This is a genomic window from Streptococcus mitis, from assembly GCF_003942765.1.
GTDB classification, from domain to species: domain Bacteria; phylum Bacillota; class Bacilli; order Lactobacillales; family Streptococcaceae; genus Streptococcus; species Streptococcus mitis_BE.
In genome coordinates this window covers 21778-41320 of sequence record NZ_RJNW01000008.1, presented here as the reverse complement: position 1 = coordinate 41320, position 19543 = coordinate 21778, and the positions used below count along the sequence as shown (strand labels likewise).

19 protein-coding genes, 1 pseudogene and 1 riboswitch are annotated in these 19543 nt (G+C 39.4%); of the genes and pseudogenes, 16 read left to right on the top strand and 4 right to left on the bottom strand.

The window, feature by feature from the left end; translation table 11 throughout:
- Nucleotides 1-47: 47 nt before the first annotated feature.
- Nucleotides 48-686: a helix-turn-helix domain-containing protein gene (locus D8849_RS09875; protein WP_125386966.1), complete on the bottom strand. Its 639-nt coding sequence runs from the start codon at nucleotides 684-686 to the stop codon at nucleotides 48-50.
- A gap of 206 nt (nucleotides 687-892) precedes the next feature.
- On the opposite strand from D8849_RS09875, the gene D8849_RS09870 reads away from it, so the two are divergent.
- From D8849_RS09870 to D8849_RS09830, 9 genes and pseudogenes are all read left to right on the top strand, one after another.
- Nucleotides 893-1816, top strand: coding sequence for an endo-beta-N-acetylglucosaminidase (locus D8849_RS09870; RefSeq protein WP_125386965.1), 924 nt, complete (start codon nucleotides 893-895; stop codon nucleotides 1814-1816).
- 1557 nt (nucleotides 1817-3373) lie between these two features.
- A pseudogene (locus D8849_RS10790) lies at nucleotides 3374-3859 on the top strand (N-acetylmuramoyl-L-alanine amidase family protein); the annotation flags it as partial.
- A 660-nt stretch (nucleotides 3860-4519) separates the two neighbouring features.
- Nucleotides 4520-4690 (top strand): hypothetical protein, encoded by a 171-nt coding sequence (locus D8849_RS10840; RefSeq protein ID WP_419991697.1) that lies wholly within the window; start codon nucleotides 4520-4522, stop codon nucleotides 4688-4690.
- A gap of 69 nt (nucleotides 4691-4759) precedes the next feature.
- A complete protein-coding gene (locus D8849_RS10835; protein WP_125386964.1) occupies nucleotides 4760-5041 on the top strand; it encodes a hypothetical protein in 282 nt (93 codons plus the stop codon).
- Between the two features lie 246 nt (nucleotides 5042-5287).
- Nucleotides 5288-6334 carry a DUF6287 domain-containing protein gene (locus tag D8849_RS09850; protein ID WP_125386963.1) on the top strand — a complete coding sequence of 349 codons (1047 nt, stop codon included), beginning with the start codon at nucleotides 5288-5290 and terminating at the stop codon, nucleotides 6332-6334.
- Nucleotides 6335-6456: 122 nt separating this feature from the next.
- Nucleotides 6457-6545, top strand: a riboswitch (glycine riboswitch).
- A gap of 90 nt (nucleotides 6546-6635) precedes the next feature.
- On the top strand, nucleotides 6636-7958 hold the full coding sequence (locus D8849_RS09845; RefSeq protein WP_115904879.1) for an alanine/glycine:cation symporter family protein: 1323 nt from the start codon (nucleotides 6636-6638) through the stop codon (nucleotides 7956-7958).
- 131 nt (nucleotides 7959-8089) lie between these two features.
- Nucleotides 8090-8638 carry a carboxymuconolactone decarboxylase family protein gene (locus D8849_RS09840; protein WP_000206774.1) on the top strand — a complete coding sequence of 183 codons (549 nt, stop codon included), beginning with the start codon at nucleotides 8090-8092 and terminating at the stop codon, nucleotides 8636-8638.
- A gap of 14 nt (nucleotides 8639-8652) precedes the next feature.
- Entirely contained in the window at nucleotides 8653-9717 is a 1065-nt protein-coding gene (locus D8849_RS09835) for an acyl-CoA dehydrogenase family protein (protein ID WP_125386962.1), read from the top strand.
- A 109-nt stretch (nucleotides 9718-9826) separates the two neighbouring features.
- Nucleotides 9827-10726 (top strand): TDT family transporter, encoded by a 900-nt coding sequence (locus D8849_RS09830; RefSeq protein WP_125386961.1) that lies wholly within the window; start codon nucleotides 9827-9829, stop codon nucleotides 10724-10726.
- A gap of 23 nt (nucleotides 10727-10749) precedes the next feature.
- Here D8849_RS09830 and serS read toward each other — a convergent pair whose 3' ends face one another.
- From serS to D8849_RS09815, 3 genes are all read right to left on the bottom strand, one after another.
- Nucleotides 10750-12024 (bottom strand): serine--tRNA ligase, encoded by a 1275-nt coding sequence (serS, locus tag D8849_RS09825; protein ID WP_115904878.1) that lies wholly within the window; start codon nucleotides 12022-12024, stop codon nucleotides 10750-10752.
- 213 nt (nucleotides 12025-12237) lie between these two features.
- Nucleotides 12238-12609, bottom strand: coding sequence for a DUF956 family protein (locus D8849_RS09820; RefSeq protein WP_049487025.1), 372 nt, complete (start codon nucleotides 12607-12609; stop codon nucleotides 12238-12240).
- A 2-nt stretch (nucleotides 12610-12611) separates the two neighbouring features.
- Nucleotides 12612-13976: an aspartate kinase gene (locus D8849_RS09815; protein ID WP_125386960.1), complete on the bottom strand. Its 1365-nt coding sequence runs from the start codon at nucleotides 13974-13976 to the stop codon at nucleotides 12612-12614.
- 209 nt (nucleotides 13977-14185) lie between these two features.
- On the opposite strand from D8849_RS09815, the gene D8849_RS09805 reads away from it, so the two are divergent.
- From D8849_RS09805 to fabG, 7 genes are all read left to right on the top strand, one after another.
- A complete protein-coding gene (locus tag D8849_RS09805; protein ID WP_125386958.1) occupies nucleotides 14186-14971 on the top strand; it encodes an enoyl-CoA hydratase in 786 nt (261 codons plus the stop codon).
- Between the two features lie 93 nt (nucleotides 14972-15064).
- Nucleotides 15065-15499, top strand: a complete 435-nt coding sequence (fabT, locus tag D8849_RS09800) for a fatty acid biosynthesis transcriptional regulator FabT (RefSeq protein WP_000386355.1) — start codon at nucleotides 15065-15067, stop codon at nucleotides 15497-15499.
- A complete protein-coding gene (locus tag D8849_RS09795; RefSeq protein WP_125386957.1) occupies nucleotides 15499-16473 on the top strand; it encodes a beta-ketoacyl-ACP synthase III in 975 nt (324 codons plus the stop codon). The genes fabT and D8849_RS09795 overlap by 1 nt, the downstream gene beginning before the upstream one ends.
- Nucleotides 16474-16531: 58 nt before the next feature.
- A complete protein-coding gene (locus D8849_RS09790) occupies nucleotides 16532-16756 on the top strand; it encodes an acyl carrier protein (RefSeq protein WP_000257838.1) in 225 nt (74 codons plus the stop codon).
- A gap of 116 nt (nucleotides 16757-16872) precedes the next feature.
- Nucleotides 16873-17847: an enoyl-[acyl-carrier-protein] reductase FabK gene (fabK, locus tag D8849_RS09785; protein ID WP_125386956.1), complete on the top strand. Its 975-nt coding sequence runs from the start codon at nucleotides 16873-16875 to the stop codon at nucleotides 17845-17847.
- Nucleotides 17840-18763, top strand: coding sequence for an ACP S-malonyltransferase (gene fabD / locus D8849_RS09780; RefSeq protein WP_125386955.1), 924 nt, complete (start codon nucleotides 17840-17842; stop codon nucleotides 18761-18763). Before fabK ends, fabD begins: the two co-directional genes overlap by 8 nt.
- Before the next feature lie 40 nt (nucleotides 18764-18803).
- Nucleotides 18804-19535: a 3-oxoacyl-[acyl-carrier-protein] reductase gene (gene fabG / locus D8849_RS09775; protein WP_125386954.1), complete on the top strand. Its 732-nt coding sequence runs from the start codon at nucleotides 18804-18806 to the stop codon at nucleotides 19533-19535.
- Nucleotides 19536-19543: the final 8 nt, after the last annotated feature.

The window sequence follows — 19543 nt, the reverse complement described above, 5'->3', positions numbered from 1 at the left end:
AAAGCCTGAGGAAATACAAGATTCCTCAAGCTTTTTTGATTTCTAGACTAGATGTCTAAAGGTTGTCCTGTGTGATTGAGTTGTGTGACAGTAACAAAGAAATCCTCTCTCATTTGAGTCAGAAGTTGATTTGGATAGATTTTTTCAAAGTTATTGAGACTAGCAAAAATGTGTTTTGCAAGCTCTAGACCTCTGATATCATCCTGTCTGAGAAAATTATTAGCCCGTTCCATGGAAATATTAATTATTTCTATCATCTTGGTACTCAATAGAGGGAAGGCGTTAATGACTTCCAGAGTCTTCATCGCTAAATTCTCAGCCTTATCATAGTAGCCATTGACAGAGTAATGCTTGATAGCAGTTCTTAAGCAGGCAATATAGTAGTCAGCAGTACGGATTGAATGGTATTCAGTCTGTTTTTTAGAGTATCTAATAAGTGGTAGAGCCTGTAATTTATGAAATTCCGTTGGAAACATCTGTGTTTTGAGACTATCAAAGGTTTCTTTATCAATTCCAATATTAGAAAGAATCTCTTCAAATTTTTGAATGGTTATTCGAGATTTCCTTTGCTCAAACTGACGTAAAAAATGTGGAGTCACTGTAGTTCCAGCAGCTTCCTTCTGTGTAAACACTCTTTCCTCACGAATAGCTTTATAGACTAATCCATACACACTTTCATCTTGCACTCTAAATCTCCTAGAGTCCTTTTTTCCATTCTATCATAATTCTACCAATTTTAAGGTGTTTTTTAGAAAAAAGTAAATATAGTTCCCTTTTTTTGACGAGGATAGAGCAATTATATAATAAAGGTAAATATAGGTTCGTTTTTCGTGAATCTAGTAAAGTCCATGCTATACTGTAACCGTAAACAATAAAAATATAAAGGAGGTTTTTGAATACGAAGTCAAAAACAGTTTTAGTGACTAGTCTAGCGCCTGCAACATTAGGTTTGGTCTCTCTTGTAGATACAGCAGGAGTTTTACCTCTCTCAAGTCAATTTGTTTCAGCTCAAGAACGAGTAGAGACACGTTATTTAACAGCTGAAGAGAAAGCTATTGATATCAAGGCTGAGGTAGTTGATGACGATCATTCAGTTCTAAAAGTAAAACCCAAAGAAAACTTTAAAGGATTTCTTCGTGGAGGAGAAACTTCTTTAATTCCTGTAGTAAATAATACTGATACAGAAGAAGTAGTATGGGCGTATAAAGGTCCTGAGTATGGATCTATAGAACAAGGTAAAGGATTTGAAGATAAATGGGTTGTTCCTCGTAGAAGAACTGAAAATGTTTCTAAGAAAATACCGGATGGACGATATTATATTCGATTAGGTGTTCCAAATGCTGTGAGTTTAAAGTCTTCTGATTTAGGAAATTCGAATGTTTTTACTATTAAAAATGGGAGGTTTGTGAAAACTGAAACCAGGTCAACACCAAAACCAGATGAGAAGCCAACACCAACACCTACAGTTCAATATGGTTGGTCCGGTAACTCATACTACCAAAATGGTCAAAGAGTCGTTAATAAATGGGTTTTTGATGTTCATTACAATAGCTACTACTTTATTAACGTGAATGGAAACTATGTTCAAAATGCTTGGTCAGGCAACTACTATTTGAAGTCAAATGGTAAGATGGCTAAAGGTGAGTGGATCTACGATAGTAACTACAAATCATACTACTACTTGACAGCAGAAGGCAGTTACGCTCGTAACACTTGGGTAGGCAATTACTACCTTAAATCAAACGGTAAGATGGCTGTCAATGAACGCACACCAGATGGTTATCGTGTAGATGCATCAGGTAAATGGATTCGCTAATATAATTTGACTAATAGGTCCTAAATTTTGGAGTTTTGTCAACTATAGTAAGTTTACGACAAGATAAGATTGAGAAAGGACAAATTTTGTCCTTTCTTTTTGATATATAGAAGCATTAAAAACAGAAGAAAGTATGGAAAATTGCAGACTTATTACTTATAGCTGTAATGCAGTTAATGGTTTGTATGAGTTGGAAATGCTAGAATCATGAATGTTTCTTATTTGGATTTTAATTAACGTTCACTTTTGATAAAATATCATGTTTGTGTTATAATGTAATCGTAAACAATAAACATCTAAAGGAGATTTTTTATGAAAACAAGATCTTTATTGGTAAGTTCGCTGCTAGCAACTTCCTTGTTAGGAGCAGGAGTGCTTGTAGCTCAACCCACAGAGGTTCATGCTTTGACGGATGTTAGCGTTAATGACACGGAATTTCCGCTGACACTTACATTTGTCAATGTTCAAGACAACCCAAATTATTACCAAAAAATGTTGTTAGATATTCAAAAAGAACCGGGCTATATCAATAACAATTTGCATTATGATATTGTTAATGAGGATACGGGTGCACTTGTATATACTGACTATACAAGCTATAAAACAAATGAGACTAGATTTAGAGAAGATATTTCAACTTCAGCACTAAAAGATGGAACATATCATATTGATATGTATACAAAGGATAATTTTGGTAAAAAAGCTTTCGGTCGCTCAGTATCGTTTAAAATAGCAGGGGGCCAATTTCAATCATTTCCGGCTTCTGCTGCTCAAAGAACTGAAGATAGAAGTCCTGTTCTGACTGATGATAAAGCAAATAGTGCAGAGTTTCCTTTGAAACTGAGCTTTATTAATGTTCAAGATAATCCAAATTATCGTCAAAGAATGTTGTTAGATATTCAAAAAGATTCTGGCTATATCAATAACAATTTGCATTATGATATTGTTAATGAGGATACAGGGTCACTTGTTTATACTGACTATACAAGTTATAAAACAAATGAAACTAGATTTAGAGAAGATATTTCAACATCTTCACTAAAAAATGGTACATATCATATTGAAATGTATACAAAGGATGATTTTGGTAAAAAAGCTTTCGGTCGCTCAGTATCTTTTAAAGTAGCAGGAGGTCAATTTCAATCTTTTCCAACTTCTACTATTCAAAAAAATATCAAGTATACACTGCCCGTTTTAAATGATCCTAAAACAAGTAATTCCGAATATCCTTTGAAATTGAGCTTTATTAATGTTGAAGGCAATCCAAGTTATAGTCAAAGAATGTTGTTAGATATTCAAAAAGATTCTGGCTATATCAATAACAATTTGCATTATGATATTGTTAATGAGGATACAGGGTCACTTGTTTATACTGACTATACAAGTTATAAAACAAATGAAACTAGATTTAGAGAAGATATTTCAACATCTTCACTAAAAAATGGTACATATCATATTGAGATGTATACAAAGGATGATTTTGGTAAAACAGCTTTCGGTCGCTCAGTTGCCTTTAAAGTTGTAGGGGGGCAGGCTCAACCTGATTTCACATCAGGAGCGACACCAACGCCAACACAATCTGGGTGGGTAGGTTCATCCTATTACCAAGATGGTGCGAAAGTAAAAAATAAATGGATTTTTGATAAGAACTATAATTCTTATTTCTATCTAGATGCCTCAGGAAATTATGTCCAAAATGCATGGGTTGGAAACTACTATCTCAAAGCAGGCGGTTACATGGCTAAAAATGAGTGGATTTTTGATAAAAATTATGGATCATTCTATTACTTGACATCGGAGGGAAGTTACGCACGTAACACTTGGTCAGGCAGATATTATCTTAAAGGCAATGGTAAGATGGCTAAGAGTGAGTGGATTTACGATAAAAACTATGGTTCTTATTATTATATTACCGCTGACGGAAGTTATGCCTATAGTAAATGGGTAGGAGATTATTATCTTAAAGGTAACGGTAAGATGGCCGTCAATGAACGTACACCAGATGGTTATCGTGTTGATGGATCAGGTAAGTGGATTCGCTAACATAATTTGAGTAATAGGTCCTAAACGCTCTGATTTAGGACCTATCTTTTAGATAAAGTGAATGAGAGAAAAAAATATTATTAGCTAGCGCCTTAGTATTGAGCGTGTTTACAGCAGGATATGTCAATGGAGTTGTACAAGCAGATTTACTAAGTGCAGAAACGCTAAATATCAAATCTTATAAAAAATGGATTTTTTGAAAAAGATTTAAGTAAATCATTAGTAGCAACAAATGTTGTATTAGTAGAGAAAAGAGAGAGAATAGAAAGACCTCTATACACGGGATATCAGTCTATCGATAGCATTGATTCAAATTATATAACAGAGTATAAAATGTATAAAGATTTTTATTTTACTATAAACGGTAAAGATATAGTATTTAATGTGTCAGATTATGGAATCTATACGATGAATGTTGAATCGAACAGAGTAACATATAAAGTGACTGTAGACGTTCGATAACATAATGAATAGGGGTTAACGTATTATATTTGGTTGACTAAGCTGGAAGTTGTTTCGAAGGAGCAGAAATCAACTAGTAAGCCAAGTGTAGAAAATAAAAAAGAAACTGATAATGCAAATAATAATACTCTTGCTAAACAAAGTGGTTGGTTAGGTTCATCCTATTATCAAGATGGGATGAAAATCATGAATAAGTAGATATTTGATAAAAACTATAATTCCTACTTTTATCTAGATGTATCAGGAAATTATGTTCAAAACGCTTGGGTAGGCAATTACTACCTTAAATCAAATGGTAAGATGGCAGTGAATGAGCGTACCCCTGATGCTTATCAAGTTGATGGCTCAGGCAAGTGGATCCGCTCTTAGAGTACTCATACAGCTAGCAGTTCACAAGCAACATCATTAGGAATAAGCCTCTACCATGTCAATGATGCTATGACTTATATTGATATCGCTCTATCTAGCACTCCGTCTTCATCTTATAAAGTAGCCTATGATTTCGCCTTAGTTGATGCAAATACAGGTAAGTTTTCTACACAAACCAATTTTACTGTGACCTATAATCCAAGTCTAGGTGCTTTTCGAACTCGTCACTTCTTAAGTGCAACTCTAGAAGGCAGTTATCGCGTTGTTATTAAAGGAAAAGGGCAAGATGGTAAGGTATACGATGGACAATCGGTTGTCTTTTGTGTAAAGAATCATCGTTTTGTTCGATAATCGAATACAAAATAGGATAAATTTCTAGAAAATATACTTTTGATATAGGAATTGACAAATTATTTTTTCCCCTAACCACACAAGTTTTGAATAATTTTTCAAATAGAAATTTAGCTGGTGAGCTATGGGCTATAACAATCAAATTAAAACAGAAAATAATTTGCGAATAAGCAACATTTTGATAAAATAAAAATAACGAAAGGAATTAGCGCAGGCTGGTTCCTTTCTCTTAGATAAAGGAGAAATATGAAAAAGTTTTTATTAACCACAACGCTTTTACTGACACTAGTTCTAGGAGGCTGTCAGTATTTACCATGGAATAAAAGCGCGGAAATAACATCTAATTCACCATTGGATACATCTACATCAAGTACAGAAATAGATTACAGTTACTACAATAAGGTTCTGGATGATTATGAAAAAGTAGTTAAAGGTACCTTGCCGACAGGAATGGATGTCAACGCTTTAGCTAGCCAAACAAACTCTTCTCAAGATTTTTATACAGATGTAGTTTATCATAAGAGGGATTTGAATAATGATGGAGTCGATGAACTTTTACTTGCTCTTGAGATGAAAAGTGGCGGAAAGAGTTTGCTGGATATCCGTACTTTGAAAGATGGAAAGGTTATTCGTCTGACCAATCAAGAAAATCGTTTAGACCAGATTGGTGAGAGAATGACAGTCGGCATCCTGCCAGACAATTCTTTGCTCTATCGTGGAGCTGGTACAGCAACGAGTCACATCTATGCCCACTACCAATTTAGTGAGAATGGCCAGTCCTTGGTGAAGGCCAAGGAATCTCAAGAGCTAGCAGATCTTGGTGTCGGTTCGCCCATTTCTATAGAGACTCTAAGTTGGAAGTCAGTTTCTGATAAACTTTCTGGAGGAAGCAGTGCAGACAAAGGGACAGCTGAGACGACATCCTCATCAAATCAACATGATTCTAAAAAAATGGATATTAACGCCATAAAAAATGGAGATTTCTCTAGTATTGAAGGTACTTGGGAACTACCTGGTGGGGAAGGAAAACTTACGTTTGATAAGTACGGATTAATTAGTTCGGACAATCAGTCTATTTATTTAGAAGGTGCAAGTATAGTAAACGGGTATTTAATTGCAAGGATTGGACATCCGACTGCATCGGCAACCATGTACTTTATTCCAGCTGGATCAAGATTATCAGATGAAGGCGATAAGACAGATAGATCAGATTCTACTAGAGATCGTATGGTGTTTTATCAAGCACATACAAGTTGGGGAGAAGCAGATAGATTTCACTACAAAGTCAAATAAGAATTTTCTAAAACACATTGACAAAAGCCAACATTTTTTGTAAAATAAGAATCAATTAAATACCAACACCGAATGAAGTTTAATAGAAGTGGGGAATCGTTTGATTTTTCATGACTGTAAATGGACGGAACTCTGGAGAGACCGTAAAGGCACCGAAGGGGCAAGGCAGGCAACTGCTCAAACTCTCAGGTAAAAGGACAGAGCTAGGATAGACCGCTTTTTAGCATTTATCTAAGCATTCCAGAGTACATGTATCTTGCATGTGCTCTTTCTTTTGGGGTTGAAAAGATAGGAGAAGGAAATGTTAGAATTGCTTAAATCAATCGATGCTTTTGCTTGGGGCCCACCCCTCTTGATTCTCTTGGTCGGGACAGGGATTTACCTAACTGCTCGTCTAGGACTTTTGCAGGTTTTGCGTCTGCCCAAGGCCTTCCAGCTTATTTTTACCAAGGATAAGGGACATGGTGATGTATCCAGTTTTGCGGCCTTGTGTACAGCACTCGCAGCGACAGTTGGTACGGGAAATATTATTGGGGTGGCGACAGCTATCAAGGTAGGTGGCCCAGGGGCTCTCTTTTGGATGTGGATGGCGGCTTTCTTTGGAATGGCAACCAAATATGCGGAAGGTTTATTAGCTATTAAATACAGAACTAAAGATGATAACGGTGCTGTTGCAGGAGGTCCCATGCACTATATACTTTTGGGTATGGGAGAAAAGTGGCGTCCCCTTGCGATCTTCTTTGCCCTGGCAGGTGTGCTAGTAGCTTTATTGGGAATCGGGACCTTTACCCAAGTCAACTCGATTACAGAGTCTATCCAAAATACGACGACTATTTCGCCAGCTATCACAGCTCTTGTTTTGTCTGTCTTAGTAGCGATTACCGTTTTTGGCGGACTAAAGTCCATTTCTAAGGTTTCGACTACTGTTGTTCCTTTTATGGCTATCATCTATATTTTAGGAACTCTTACAGTTATTTTCTTTAATATTGGAAAAATTCCTGCCACAATCGCTTTAATCTTGACATCGGCTTTTAGTCCAGTTGCTGCGGTGGGTGGTTTTGCTGGGGCTAGCATTCGAATGGCTATTCAAAATGGTGTAGCGCGAGGTGTTTTCTCGAACGAATCTGGTTTGGGTTCTGCTCCCATTGCAGCTGCTGCGGCTAAGACAAATGAACCGGTAGAGCAAGGTTTGATTTCCATGACAGGAACCTTTATTGATACCCTCATTATCTGTACCTTGACTGGTTTGACCATCTTGGTAACTGGTGTTTGGAGTGGTGATTTGAATGGAGTTGCCTTGACTCAGTCAGCCTTCTCAACAGTCTTTTCACACTTTGGACCTGCCCTTTTGACCATCTTCCTTGTGCTCTTTGCCTTTACAACGATTCTAGGTTGGAACTATTACGGAGAACGTTGTTTCGAGTTCCTCTTTGGGGTTCGCTTTATCTGGCTCTACCGTGTGGTATTTGTACTCATGGTCTTGTTGGGAGGATTTATCGAGTTGGATATGGTTTGGATTATCGCAGATATTGTCAATGCCTTGATGGCTCTGCCAAACTTGATTGCCCTCTTAGTTTTATCACCAGTCGTTATTGCTGAGACTAAAAAGTATTTTGACAAATAATGAAATCACACATCGCGTGTGATTTTTTTCTTTCATAAAAAATTTTTATCGATGCAATTTAAAATATATATTATACACGGTATAGAATCTGTGATAGACTAGATTTCAACAACATGAAAAGAGGTTTTATGATGACAACATTTACAATTCATACAGTCGAATCAGCACCAGCAGAAGTGAAAGAAGTTCTTGAAACAGTACAAAAAGATAACAATGGCTATATTCCCAACCTAATCGGTCTCTTGGCCAATGCACCAACTGCTTTAGAAGCCTACAGAACTGTCGGAGCCATCAATCGTCGTAACAGCTTGACGCCTGTTGAGCGTGAAGTGGTGCAAATCACGGCAGCTGTGACAAATGGTTGCGCCTTCTGTGTCGCAGGTCACACAGCCTTTTCAATCAAACAAATCCAGATGAATGATGATCTGCTTCAAGCCCTTCGCAATCGTACTCCAATTGAAACAGATCCTAAATTGGACACCCTAGCTAAGTTTACCTTGGCGGTAATCAATACCAAGGGTCGTGTAGGAGATGAAGCCTTAGCTGAGTTTCTAGAAGCTGGCTACACCCAACAAAATGCCTTGGATGTGGTTCTGGGTGTCAGCCTAGCAAGCCTCTGTAACTATGCCAACAACCTAGCCAATACACCAATTAACCCAGAATTGCAACCTTATGCATAAAAGGAGGAAAGACTATGGGATTTTTTTCAGAAGAATTTTTGAGCTGGTTGGACCAGCATGCTGATGAAATCGACAAACAGTCTTGTCAAGCTGGAGAGCAACTGATTGAAAGGATTGCAGTAGAGGGAGCCTTTCGTGTAGGTGTTCCGGAATCTCTCGGAGGTTCAGGAGGAAGTGATCAAGATGTCATTGATATCCTTGCAGAACTTGCACAACATTCCTTAACAGCTTCTTTTATTTCATGGGGGCAACGCACTTTAATAGATAATATTCTCCATACAGAAAATTCCTATTTTAAAGAAAGCTATCTGGAAAAACTCTTGTCTGGAGAATATGCAGGTGCTACTGCCTTATCCAATGCCGTTAAGTATTTATCTGACCTAGAGGAACTTAATGTTCGAATTATTGAAGAAAATGGACAATTGTATCTGAAAGGGAGACTGCCATGGGTAACGAACGCTCGAAGAAATCAATTCTTAACTATTTTTGTGGCAGGCTTTACAGATGATCCAAGTACAAGTTACGTGGTGGCTGTACCATCAGACGCAGAGAATTTTAGTCGTTCTGAAGACTTAGAATTTGTTTCTCTTCAAGGAGGAAACACGGCTACTCTGACTTTTAATAAGGTCCTTTTGAAAGAGGAATGGATTTTATCAAAAGATGCTCACCAATTTTTGGCACAAAATCGTCCAGCTTTTTTAGGCTACCAATTTGGTCTAGCTTTTGGTTTAGCTGAACGTTCTCTCTCAGAAGTAGAAAAAGAATTGGGGAAACGAAGTGTATTAACAGATGAGTGGAAGCATCAGGTCGAACAGTTAGATGCTATTCGACAAGAGCTTTATCAAGGTTTGTCTGACAGGTCTTATTTTGTTACCAATCCGCGTGAACTCTTTCAGTTAAGAATAGACATTGTGGATGTTGTTGCTCAGAGTCTTCTATTAGAGTTACAAGCAGGTGGTGGTAGAGGCTACTTTAGTAAATCAACATCAGGATTTATCCGTCGATGGAATGAAGGAGCCTTTCTTCCAATTGTTTCTCCAAGTGCTGTTCAGTTGCGCCATATCTTAGCAACGAGTTAAAAAATAGTAAAATAAAAACGAAGTTTGAATTTTTGAACTTCGTTTTTTTAAGTCCTCATTTAAGCGCTTTTATGCTATACTGAAATTAACATGATTATTGGAGGTTAGGATGAAAAAACTCCCCTTAGTATTTTCAGGTTGTTTGCTAGGTTTGGCAGGAGCTGGAAATCTCGTTTTAGATATGTTGCCAGTTCTGTCACATCTACTGAGTCTGTCTGGTTTGATTTTGTGGATTTACTTTCTAATTCTTCATCTGTTTAATTGGAAAGAAACCAAGCAAGAATTGGCCAAGCCCCCTCTTTTGTCAGGAATGGCTACCTTTCCCATGGCTGGGATGATTTTATCGACCTATGTCTTTCGTGTGTTCCCTCATCTTCCTATAGTAGCGCAAGGACTCTGGTGGTTTTCATTTCTCTTGGATTTGGCCCTGATTGCTGGATTCACCATCAAATTTGCCTTTCCTGGTCGGAGGGTTTATTCCACTCCTAGCTGGACGGTTCTCTATGTGGGAATAGCAGTGGCAGCCTTGACTTATCCACTGGTAGGCATTATCGAGATTGCCTATGCGACCTTGAGTTTTGGTTTTCTCTTGACCTTCTATCTCTATCCCCTTATTTATAGTGATTTAAAGCAATATCCACTCCCAGTAGCCATGCTTGGACAAGAAGGAATCTACTGTGCTCCCTTCTCTCTACTCTTGGCTTCTCTAGTTCGAGTTGGAGGAGCCAGCCTACCGACTTGGCTCCTGATTGCCATGATTTTGGCGTCTCAATCCTTCTTTTTCTTTGTTTTAACTCGTCTGCCCAATATTTTAAAACAAGGCTTTCAACCAGCTTTTTCAGCCCTCACCTTCCCAACAATCATCACGGCTACCTCGCTCAAGATGGCTCAGGGAATCTTGAAACTTCCATTTCTGGATTATATTGTATTGGCTGAAACCGTTATATGCCTAACTATTTTATTCTTTGTATTAGGCGCTTATCTGATTTGGTTACGAAAAAAGGTCTAGCTATAAATAGCTAAACCTTATTTTTATGGTTTGATAACTTCAGCGCCACCCATGTATGGACGAAGTGCTTCTGGAATGGTTACAGAACCATCTTCATTTTGGTAGTTTTCAAGAATAGCAGCCACTGTACGTCCAACTGCAAGTCCAGAACCGTTCAAAGTATGGAGCAATTTCACCTTGCCATCTGCTTCATCACGGTAACGGATTTGGGCACGACGGGCTTGGAAATCTTCTGTATTTGAACAACTTGAGATTTCACGGTAGGTATTTTGCGCTGGAATCCAAACTTCCAAGTCGTAAGTTTTAGCAGCTGAGAAGCCCATATCTCCTGTAGAGAGAGCAACGACACGGTATGGAAGGTTAAGTTTTTGAAGGATATTTTCAGCGTTGGCTGTCATTTTTTCCAATTCTTCGTAAGATTCTTCTGGTTTAGCAAATTTGACCATTTCAACCTTATGGAATTGGTGCAAACGAATCAAGCCACGCGTATCACGACCAGCTGAACCAGCCTCAGAACGGAAAGAAGGACTCATAGCAGTGAAGTAGATTGGCAGATCTTTACCGTCAAGGATTTCATCACGATAGTAGTTTGTCAGAGGAACTTCAGCTGTAGGAATAAGGACGTAATTGCTGTCGCTCAATTCAAAAGTATCTTCCTTGAATTTTGGATATTGACCAGTCCCAAACATAGAATCATGGTTAACCATGTAAGGTGTGATGACTTCAGTATAGCCTTCTTTTCCATGTTCATCCAACATAAAGTTGTAGATGGCACGTTCCAAACGAGCACCGAGACCTTTATAGAAGAGGAAGCGAGCGCCCGTTACCTTACCACCGCGTTCCCAGTCAAGGATACCAAGATCTTCACCAAGATCCCAGTGAGCTTTTGGTTCGAAGTCAAACTCGCGTGGAGTGCCCCAACGGCGAACTTCCACATTGTCATCTTCATCAGCCCCAACAGGAACACTGTCAGCTGGAATATTTGGGAGAGTAGTGGTAAATTCTGTCAATTTAGCATCGATTTCTGCCAATTCAGCATCCAAGGTTTTGACTTCAGCAGATAGATTTTGCATAGCAGCAATCTTGTCATCTGCATTTTCCTTGTTGCGTTTGGCTTGAGCGATCTCAGCAGAAACTGTGTTACGTTCTGCTTTTAAAGTTTCAACCTTGACTAAAATATCACGACGTTTAGCATCGATTTCTTTCATCTCGTTTAAGACAGCAGCATCTACACCACGTGTAGCCAATTTTTCTGCGACAGCATCAAAGTCTGTACGAATACGTTTGATATCTAACATAAGAACTCCTTTATGAAAAAAGCACACCTGACAAAGCGTTGGAGTGGCAGGGCCACGGTTCCATCCAACTTCACAGGTGTGCACTTGATTGTGTATGTAATTGTTACTAACGGTAGAATTTCACCTATCCCTCCTATCTGCTCGCAGCACCCGCAGACTTTCTTAAAGAAGAAGATAACCTACTTATCCGTTGCTATGATTATACTAAAGTTTCTACTTTTTTGCAAATAGATTTTTAAATTTTTGACCAATGGTCTGAATCAGGGTCGGAAGTTTGACGACCTTGTCATTGCCCAGTTTTTCGCGAGCAATTTTGAGAATGGCACCTGAGTCTTTTGAAGCAAAGAGGAATTTTCCTCTGTCTGTAAAGACTTCGAAGTGGCGACTGATTTTGCGACCAGAGACATTAGCTCCAATTTGGTTGATATGGCTCCAAGGAATCTGAATAAATTGTTCAACATTGACATCTGGGTAAAATTCCAGAGCCTGATCTCCGACAAGGAATTTCCCAACTTTCCCAGCTATAGAGAGGTAGGAGGTGCCTGTCGTATTGAGGAGCACTGTTTTGTTAAGTGATTGAGCCATGCTTAGTCTTCCTTACTTTCACCGAAAAAGGCATTGTAGAGGGCTTTGATAGCTGCTTTTTCTTGGTCTTTATGGACAACAAACATGATAGACACTTCACTAGAACCTTGAGACATCATCTGGATGTTGATCTTGTTTTCAGATAGAGCGCGTGTCGCAGTAGCAGTTACTCCGATGTGACTCTTCATCTTTTCGCCAACAATCATAATGATTGAAAGGTCGTGCTCGATTTCTGCATGGTCTACTTCAGCTTTTTGCACCAACTGACGAAGGATTTCTTCTTCCTTGATAGGAGTTAGTTCACGAGAACGGAGAATGATTGAAAGATCGTCGATACCTGTTGGCATATGTTCCCAACCGATGTTAAGATCTTCAAGGATTTGAAGAACCTTGCGTCCAAATCCAACCTCACGGTTCATGAGGTATTTAGACATGTTGATGCTGACAAAGCCAGAGTCACCAGCAATTCCCACAACTGGAAATTCATCACTACTATGTTTTAGAACGATACGAGTACCTGGGTGATCAGGATTGTTGGTATTCTTGATAACCAGAGGAATTTTTCCACGGTAGGCAGGTAGAAGGGCTTCGTCATGAAGGACTGAGAATCCTGCATAGGCCAACTCACGCATTTCACGGTAGGTCAACTCAGGAATCGAGTGTGGTTGGTGGATAATACCAGGGTGAGCCGCAAAGATACCATCAACGTCTGTAAAGTTTTCATAGAGGTCTGCCTTAACACCGGCAGCAATGATAGAACCTGTAATGTCTGATCCTCCACGTGAGAAGGTACAGATCTGATTTTCCTTGGTAACTCCAAAGAAACCAGGAATGACAAGGACCTCATTTGTATTTGTCAATTCTTCAATCTTGTCATAACTTGATGGAATGATGCGAGCGTTGCCAGGTTCACTTGTGACCACAATACCAGCTTCTCTAGGGTGCACATAGCGTGCATCGATCCCATTTTGATTAAAGTAGGCAGCAATCAATTTAGCATTGTTATTTTCACCGGCTGCTAGGAAAGTATCGTAGAGAAATTCATTTTCTTCGATAGGAAGAGTGGCTAAGGCACGAATACTTTTAGAAATTTTTTCTAGAACAGCTGGCTTCAGTCCCAATTCACTAACCATAGCGGCATAGCGGTCGATAATCCAGTTTTGGCTCTTGCTAATATCGTTACCAGCAACATAGTCGCGGTAGTATTTAATCAAGGCATCCGTAACCTTAGTATCTTCGGCATTGCGTTTCCCAGGTGCAGAAACGACGACAAAACGACGCTCTGAATCGCTTTTTACAATGTTTAAAACTTTTTCTAATTGACTAGCAGAGGCAAGAGAGCTACCTCCAAATTTAACAACTTTCATAAGAACTCCTAAAGTAAGTATTTTATATGATTATAGCAGAAAGAAAGGCTTTTTTCAATGAAGAAAATAAGATGCTTTCTAGGACAAAGCGAGCCTTTCTAATCGGCTGAGACACTTTTAGTCGATTTTTTATTGCTTTCTGATTTTAAAAAAGATATACTTTGAAAATAAAATAATTTAAACTGCATATAAAATAAAAAGGAGTCCAGATGGAACATATTATATATCAGCTTGAAGAGGACTTGGCAATCCTTACCTTGAACCGTCCTGAGGTCGCGAATGGTTTTCATATTCCTATGTGTGAGGAGATTTTAGAAGCTCTGACTTTGGCAGAAGAGGATCCGGCTGTGCATTTTGTCTTAATCAACGCGAATGGCAAAGTCTTTTCAGTTGGGGGAGATTTAGTAGAGATGAAGAGGGCAGTGGATGAGGATGATATTCCATCATTAACGAAAATCGCAGAACTAGTCAATGCTATTTCTTATAAAATCAAGCAAATTGCAAAGCCTGTTTTGATGGAGGTTGATGGGGCTGTTGCAGGTGCTGCGGCAAATATGGCTGTTGCCTCAGATTTCTGTTTAGCGACCGATAAGGCTAAATTTATCCAAGCCTTTGTTGGAGTTGGTTTGGCTCCAGATGCAGGAGGAATTCATCTCTTGAGCCGAAGTATTGGTGTGACGCGTGCTACTCAACTAGCCATGACAGGAGAGGCTTTGACAGCAGAAAAAGCTCTAGAGTGGGGTGTGGTTTACCGTATTTCTGAAGCTGACAAGTTAGAAAAAACCAGAGAACAGCTTCTTAAAAAATTAAGACGTGGTTCAAGCAATTCCTATGCAGCCATCAAGAAGTTGGTTTGGGAGAGCCAATTCAAAGATTGGCAAGATTATGCTACTTTAGAACTGAACCTACAGGAATCCTTAGCTCAAACAGAGGATTTCAAAGAAGGAGTTCGGGCTCATTCGGAAAGAAGACGACCTAAATTTACAGGAAAATAAAAAAATACTTGCACCATTCTTTGAACTTTGATATAATTCTTTTGTCAAATGTTTTGATTCTAAAAGTTTTTTTGAAAAGGAGGGAAGGAAAGATTGGACTACCAACGAATTAATGAATATTTAACGTCTATATTTAACAATGTCCTCGTTATTGAGGAAGTTAGCTTGAGAGGTAGTCGTTTCAAGGATATCTCCATCAAAGAAATGCATACGATTGATGTGATTGGAAAAGTTCCAGATGTGACACCAAGTCAAGTGTCAAAAGAGTTGATGGTGACTCTTGGGACAGTTACGACTAGTTTGAATAATCTCGAACGTAAGGGTTACATTGAACGCATTCGTTCAGAACATGATCGACGTGTGGTACATCTGCATTTGACAAAGAAAGGTCGCTTGGTTCATAGGCTACATAAACGCTTCCACAAGGCCATGGTTGAAAAAATCATTGATGGTATGAGTAAGCAAGAAATTGAGGTTATGAGCAAAGGTTTGACCAATCTTTATCAATTTTTGGAGGATTTGAGATAATGGCTTTTGCAAAAATAAGCCAGGTTGCTCATTATGTGCCAGAGCAAGTGGTTACAAATCATGATTTGGCTCAGATTATGGATACCAATGATGAGTGGATTTCAAGTCGGACGGGAATACGACAAAGGCATATTTCAAGAACAGAATCTACTAGTGATTTGGCTACAGAGGTTGCTAAGAAACTGATGGAAAAAGCTGAAATCATAGGAGAGGAGTTGGATTTTATCATCCTAGCTACCATTACTCCAGATTCTATGATGCCCTCTACAGCTGCTCGTGTTCAGGCTAATATTGGTGCTAATAAGGCCTTTGCTTTTGACCTAACAGCGGCTTGCAGTGGATTTGTATTTGCATTATCAACTGCTGAAAAGTTTATCGCTTCTGGTCGCTTTCAAAAAGGCTTGGTGATTGGTAGTGAAACCCTCTCTAAAGCAGTCGATTGGTCAGACCGATCAACAGCTGTTTTGTTTGGAGATGGTGCTGGTGGTGTCTTGTTAGAAGCTAGTGAGCAAGAGCATTTTTTGGCTGAGAGTCTCAATAGTGATGGGAGTCGTAGCGAGTGTCTGACGTATGGACATTCAGGCCTACATTCTCCATTTTCAGATCAAGAAAATGCAGATTCATTTTTGAAGATGGATGGGCGTGCAGTCTTTGATTTTGCCATTCGGGATGTAGCCAAGTCTATCAAACAGACTATTGATGAATCTCCTATAGAGGCGACAGACTTGGATTATCTACTACTTCATCAGGCTAATGACCGTATCTTGGATAAGATGGCTAGAAAAATCGGTGTTAACCGAGACAAACTTCCAGCTAATATGATGGAATATGGCAATACCAGTGCAGCCAGTATCCCGATTTTACTTTCAGAGTGTGTAGAACAAGGCCTCATCCGTTTAGATGGTAGCCAGACTGTTCTGCTATCAGGCTTCGGTGGAGGCTTGACCTGGGGCACGCTCATTCTTACAATTTAGGTAATCATGTGGTGAACACATTGTTATAAAAAACTATTTATTTTAAAGGAGTCCTATCATGGCAGTATTTGAAAAAGTACAAGAAATTATCGTTGAAGAACTTGGGAAAGACGCATCAGAAGTAACACTTGAATCAACTTTTGATGATTTGGACGCAGATTCATTGGACTTGTTCCAAGTAATCTCAGAAATCGAAGATGCTTTTGATATCCAAATCGAAGCAGAAGATGACTTGAAAACAGTTGGTGACTTGGTTGCCTACGTTGAAGAGCAAACAAAATAAACAGAATATAAATAGAAGGAGTAGGGAAACCCGCTCCCTCTTGTTTAGGCAATAGTTTGATTGTCAAATTATGACGGTATCGAACTATTACGTAAGCAAGAAACGATGGAGGCACTATGAAAACACGTATTACAGAATTATTGAACATTGATTATCCTATTTTTCAAGGAGGGATGGCCTGGGTTGCTGATGGTGATTTGGCAGGAGCTGTTTCCAAGGCTGGAGGACTAGGGATTATCGGTGGGGGGAATGCTCCTAAAGAAGTTGTCAAGGCAAATATTGATAAAATCAAATCATTGACGGATAAACCCTTTGGTGTCAACATCATGCTCTTGTCTCCCTTTGTGGAAGATATTGTAGACCTCGTTATCGAGGAAGGTGTTAAGGTAGTTACAACAGGAGCAGGAAATCCAAGTAAATACATGGAACGTTTCCATGCTGCTGGTATTACAGTTATTCCTGTTGTTCCAAGTGTTGCCCTAGCTAGACGCATGGAAAAAATCGGTGCAGATGCCGTTATTGCAGAAGGAATGGAAGCTGGGGGGCATATCGGTAAATTAACAACCATGACCTTGGTGCGCCAGGTTGCTGCTGCTGTATCTATTCCTGTTATTGCTGCAGGAGGGATTGCAGATGGTGAAGGTGCTGCAGCTGGCTTTATGCTAGGTGCAGAAGCTGTTCAGGTTGGAACTCGCTTTGTCGTTGCAAAAGAGTCTAATGCCCATCCAAATTATAAGGCGAAAATTTTAAAAGCTAGAGATATTGATACTACGATTTCAGCTCAACACTTTGGACATGCTGTTCGTGCGATTAAAAATCAGTTGACTCGTGATTTTGAACAAGCTGAAAAAGATGCTTTTAAACAAGAAAATCCAGATTTGGAAATTTTTGAACAAATGGGAGCAGGTGCTCTAGCCAAAGCGGTTGTTCACGGAGATGTGGATGGTGGCTCTGTTATGGCAGGTCAGATTGCAGGACTTGTTTCCAAAGAAGAAACCGTTGAAGAAATCCTAAAAGATTTGTATTACGGAGCAGCTAAGAAAATTCAAGAAGAAGCCTCTCGTTGGGCAGGAGTTGTAAGAAATGACTAAAACAGCCTTTTTATTTGCTGGTCAAGGTGCACAGTATCTAGGTATGGGAAGGGATTTCTATGATCACTACCCTATTGTCAAAGAAACGATTGATCAAGCGAGTCAGGTGCTCGGTTATGATTTGCGTTATCTCATTGATACGGAAGAAGAAAAACTCAATCAGACTCGCTATACGCAACCAGCTATTTTAGCAACTTCAGTTGCTATCTATCGTTTATTGCAAGAAAAGGGCTATCAACCTGATATGGTTGCTGGTTTGTCTCTTGGAGAATACTCTGCCTTAGTGGCCAGCGGTGCCTTGGATTTTGAAGATGCGGTAGCCTTGGTTGCTAAGCGTGGCGCCTATATGGAAGAAGCAGCTCCTGCTGGCTCTGGTAAGATGGTAGCAGTTCTCAATACGCCAGTAGAGGTCATTGAAGAAGCCTGTCAAAAAGCTTCTGAACTTGGAGTGGTTACTCCAGCTAACTACAATACACCTGTACAAATCGTGATTGGTGGAGAAGTGGCTGCAGTTGATCGAGCTGCTGAACTCTTGCAGGAAGCAGGAGCTAAACGCTTGATTCCTCTTAAGGTTTCAGGACCTTTTCATACTGCTCTTCTTGAACCTGCTAGTCAGAAACTGGCTGAAACACTAGCTCAGGTAAGTTTTTCAGATTTCACTTGTCCCCTAGTTGGTAATACAGAAGCTGCAGTTATGCAAAAAGAAGATATAGTTCAACTCTTGACGCGTCAGGTCAAGGAACCAGTTCGTTTCTATGAAAGTATTGCAGTTATGCAAGAAGCAGGAGTAACCAACTTTATCGAGATTGGCCCAGGGAAAGTCTTGTCAGGCTTTGTCAAAAAAATTGATAAAACAGCTAAACTAGCCAATGTTGAAGATCAGGCGAGTTTGGAAGCCTTGCTAGAAAACGAGTAATCCCTTCTCCCACAAATACAAGAGGAAACAGGAGAAAAGAATGCAACTAAAAAATAAAAATATCTTTATTACAGGTTCGAGTCGTGGGATTGGTCTTGCCATCGCCCACAAGTTTGCTCAGGCAGGAGCCAATATTGTTTTAAACAGTCGTGGGGCAATCTCAGAAGAATTGCTCGCTGAGTTTTCAAACTATGGTGTCAAGGTGGTTCCCATTTCAGGAGATGTATCAAATTTTGCAGATGCTAAGCGTATGGTTGATCAAGCTATTGTAGAGCTGGGTTCAGTAGATGTTTTGGTCAACAATGCAGGGATTACCCAAGATACCCTTATGCTCAAGATGACAGAAGCGGATTTTGAAAAAGTGCTCAAGGTTAACTTGACTGGTGCCTTTAACATGACACAATCAGTCTTGAAACCGATGATAAAAGCCAGAGAAGGTGCTATCATTAATATGTCTAGTGTTGTTGGTTTGATGGGAAATATCGGTCAAGCTAACTATGCTGCTTCTAAGGCTGGTTTGATTGGTTTTACTAAGTCTGTAGCGCGTGAAGTGGCCAATCGCAATATCAGGGTTAATGCTATTGCACCGGGAATGATTGAGTCCGATATGACAGCTGTTCTATCAGACAAGGTAAAAGATGCTATGCTGGCGCAAATTCCTATGAAAGAATTTGGGCAGGCAGAGCAGGTTGCAGATTTGACAGTATTTTTAGCAGGCCAAGATTATCTAACTGGTCAAGTGGTTGCCATTGATGGTGGCTTAAGTATGTAGCAGAAGCT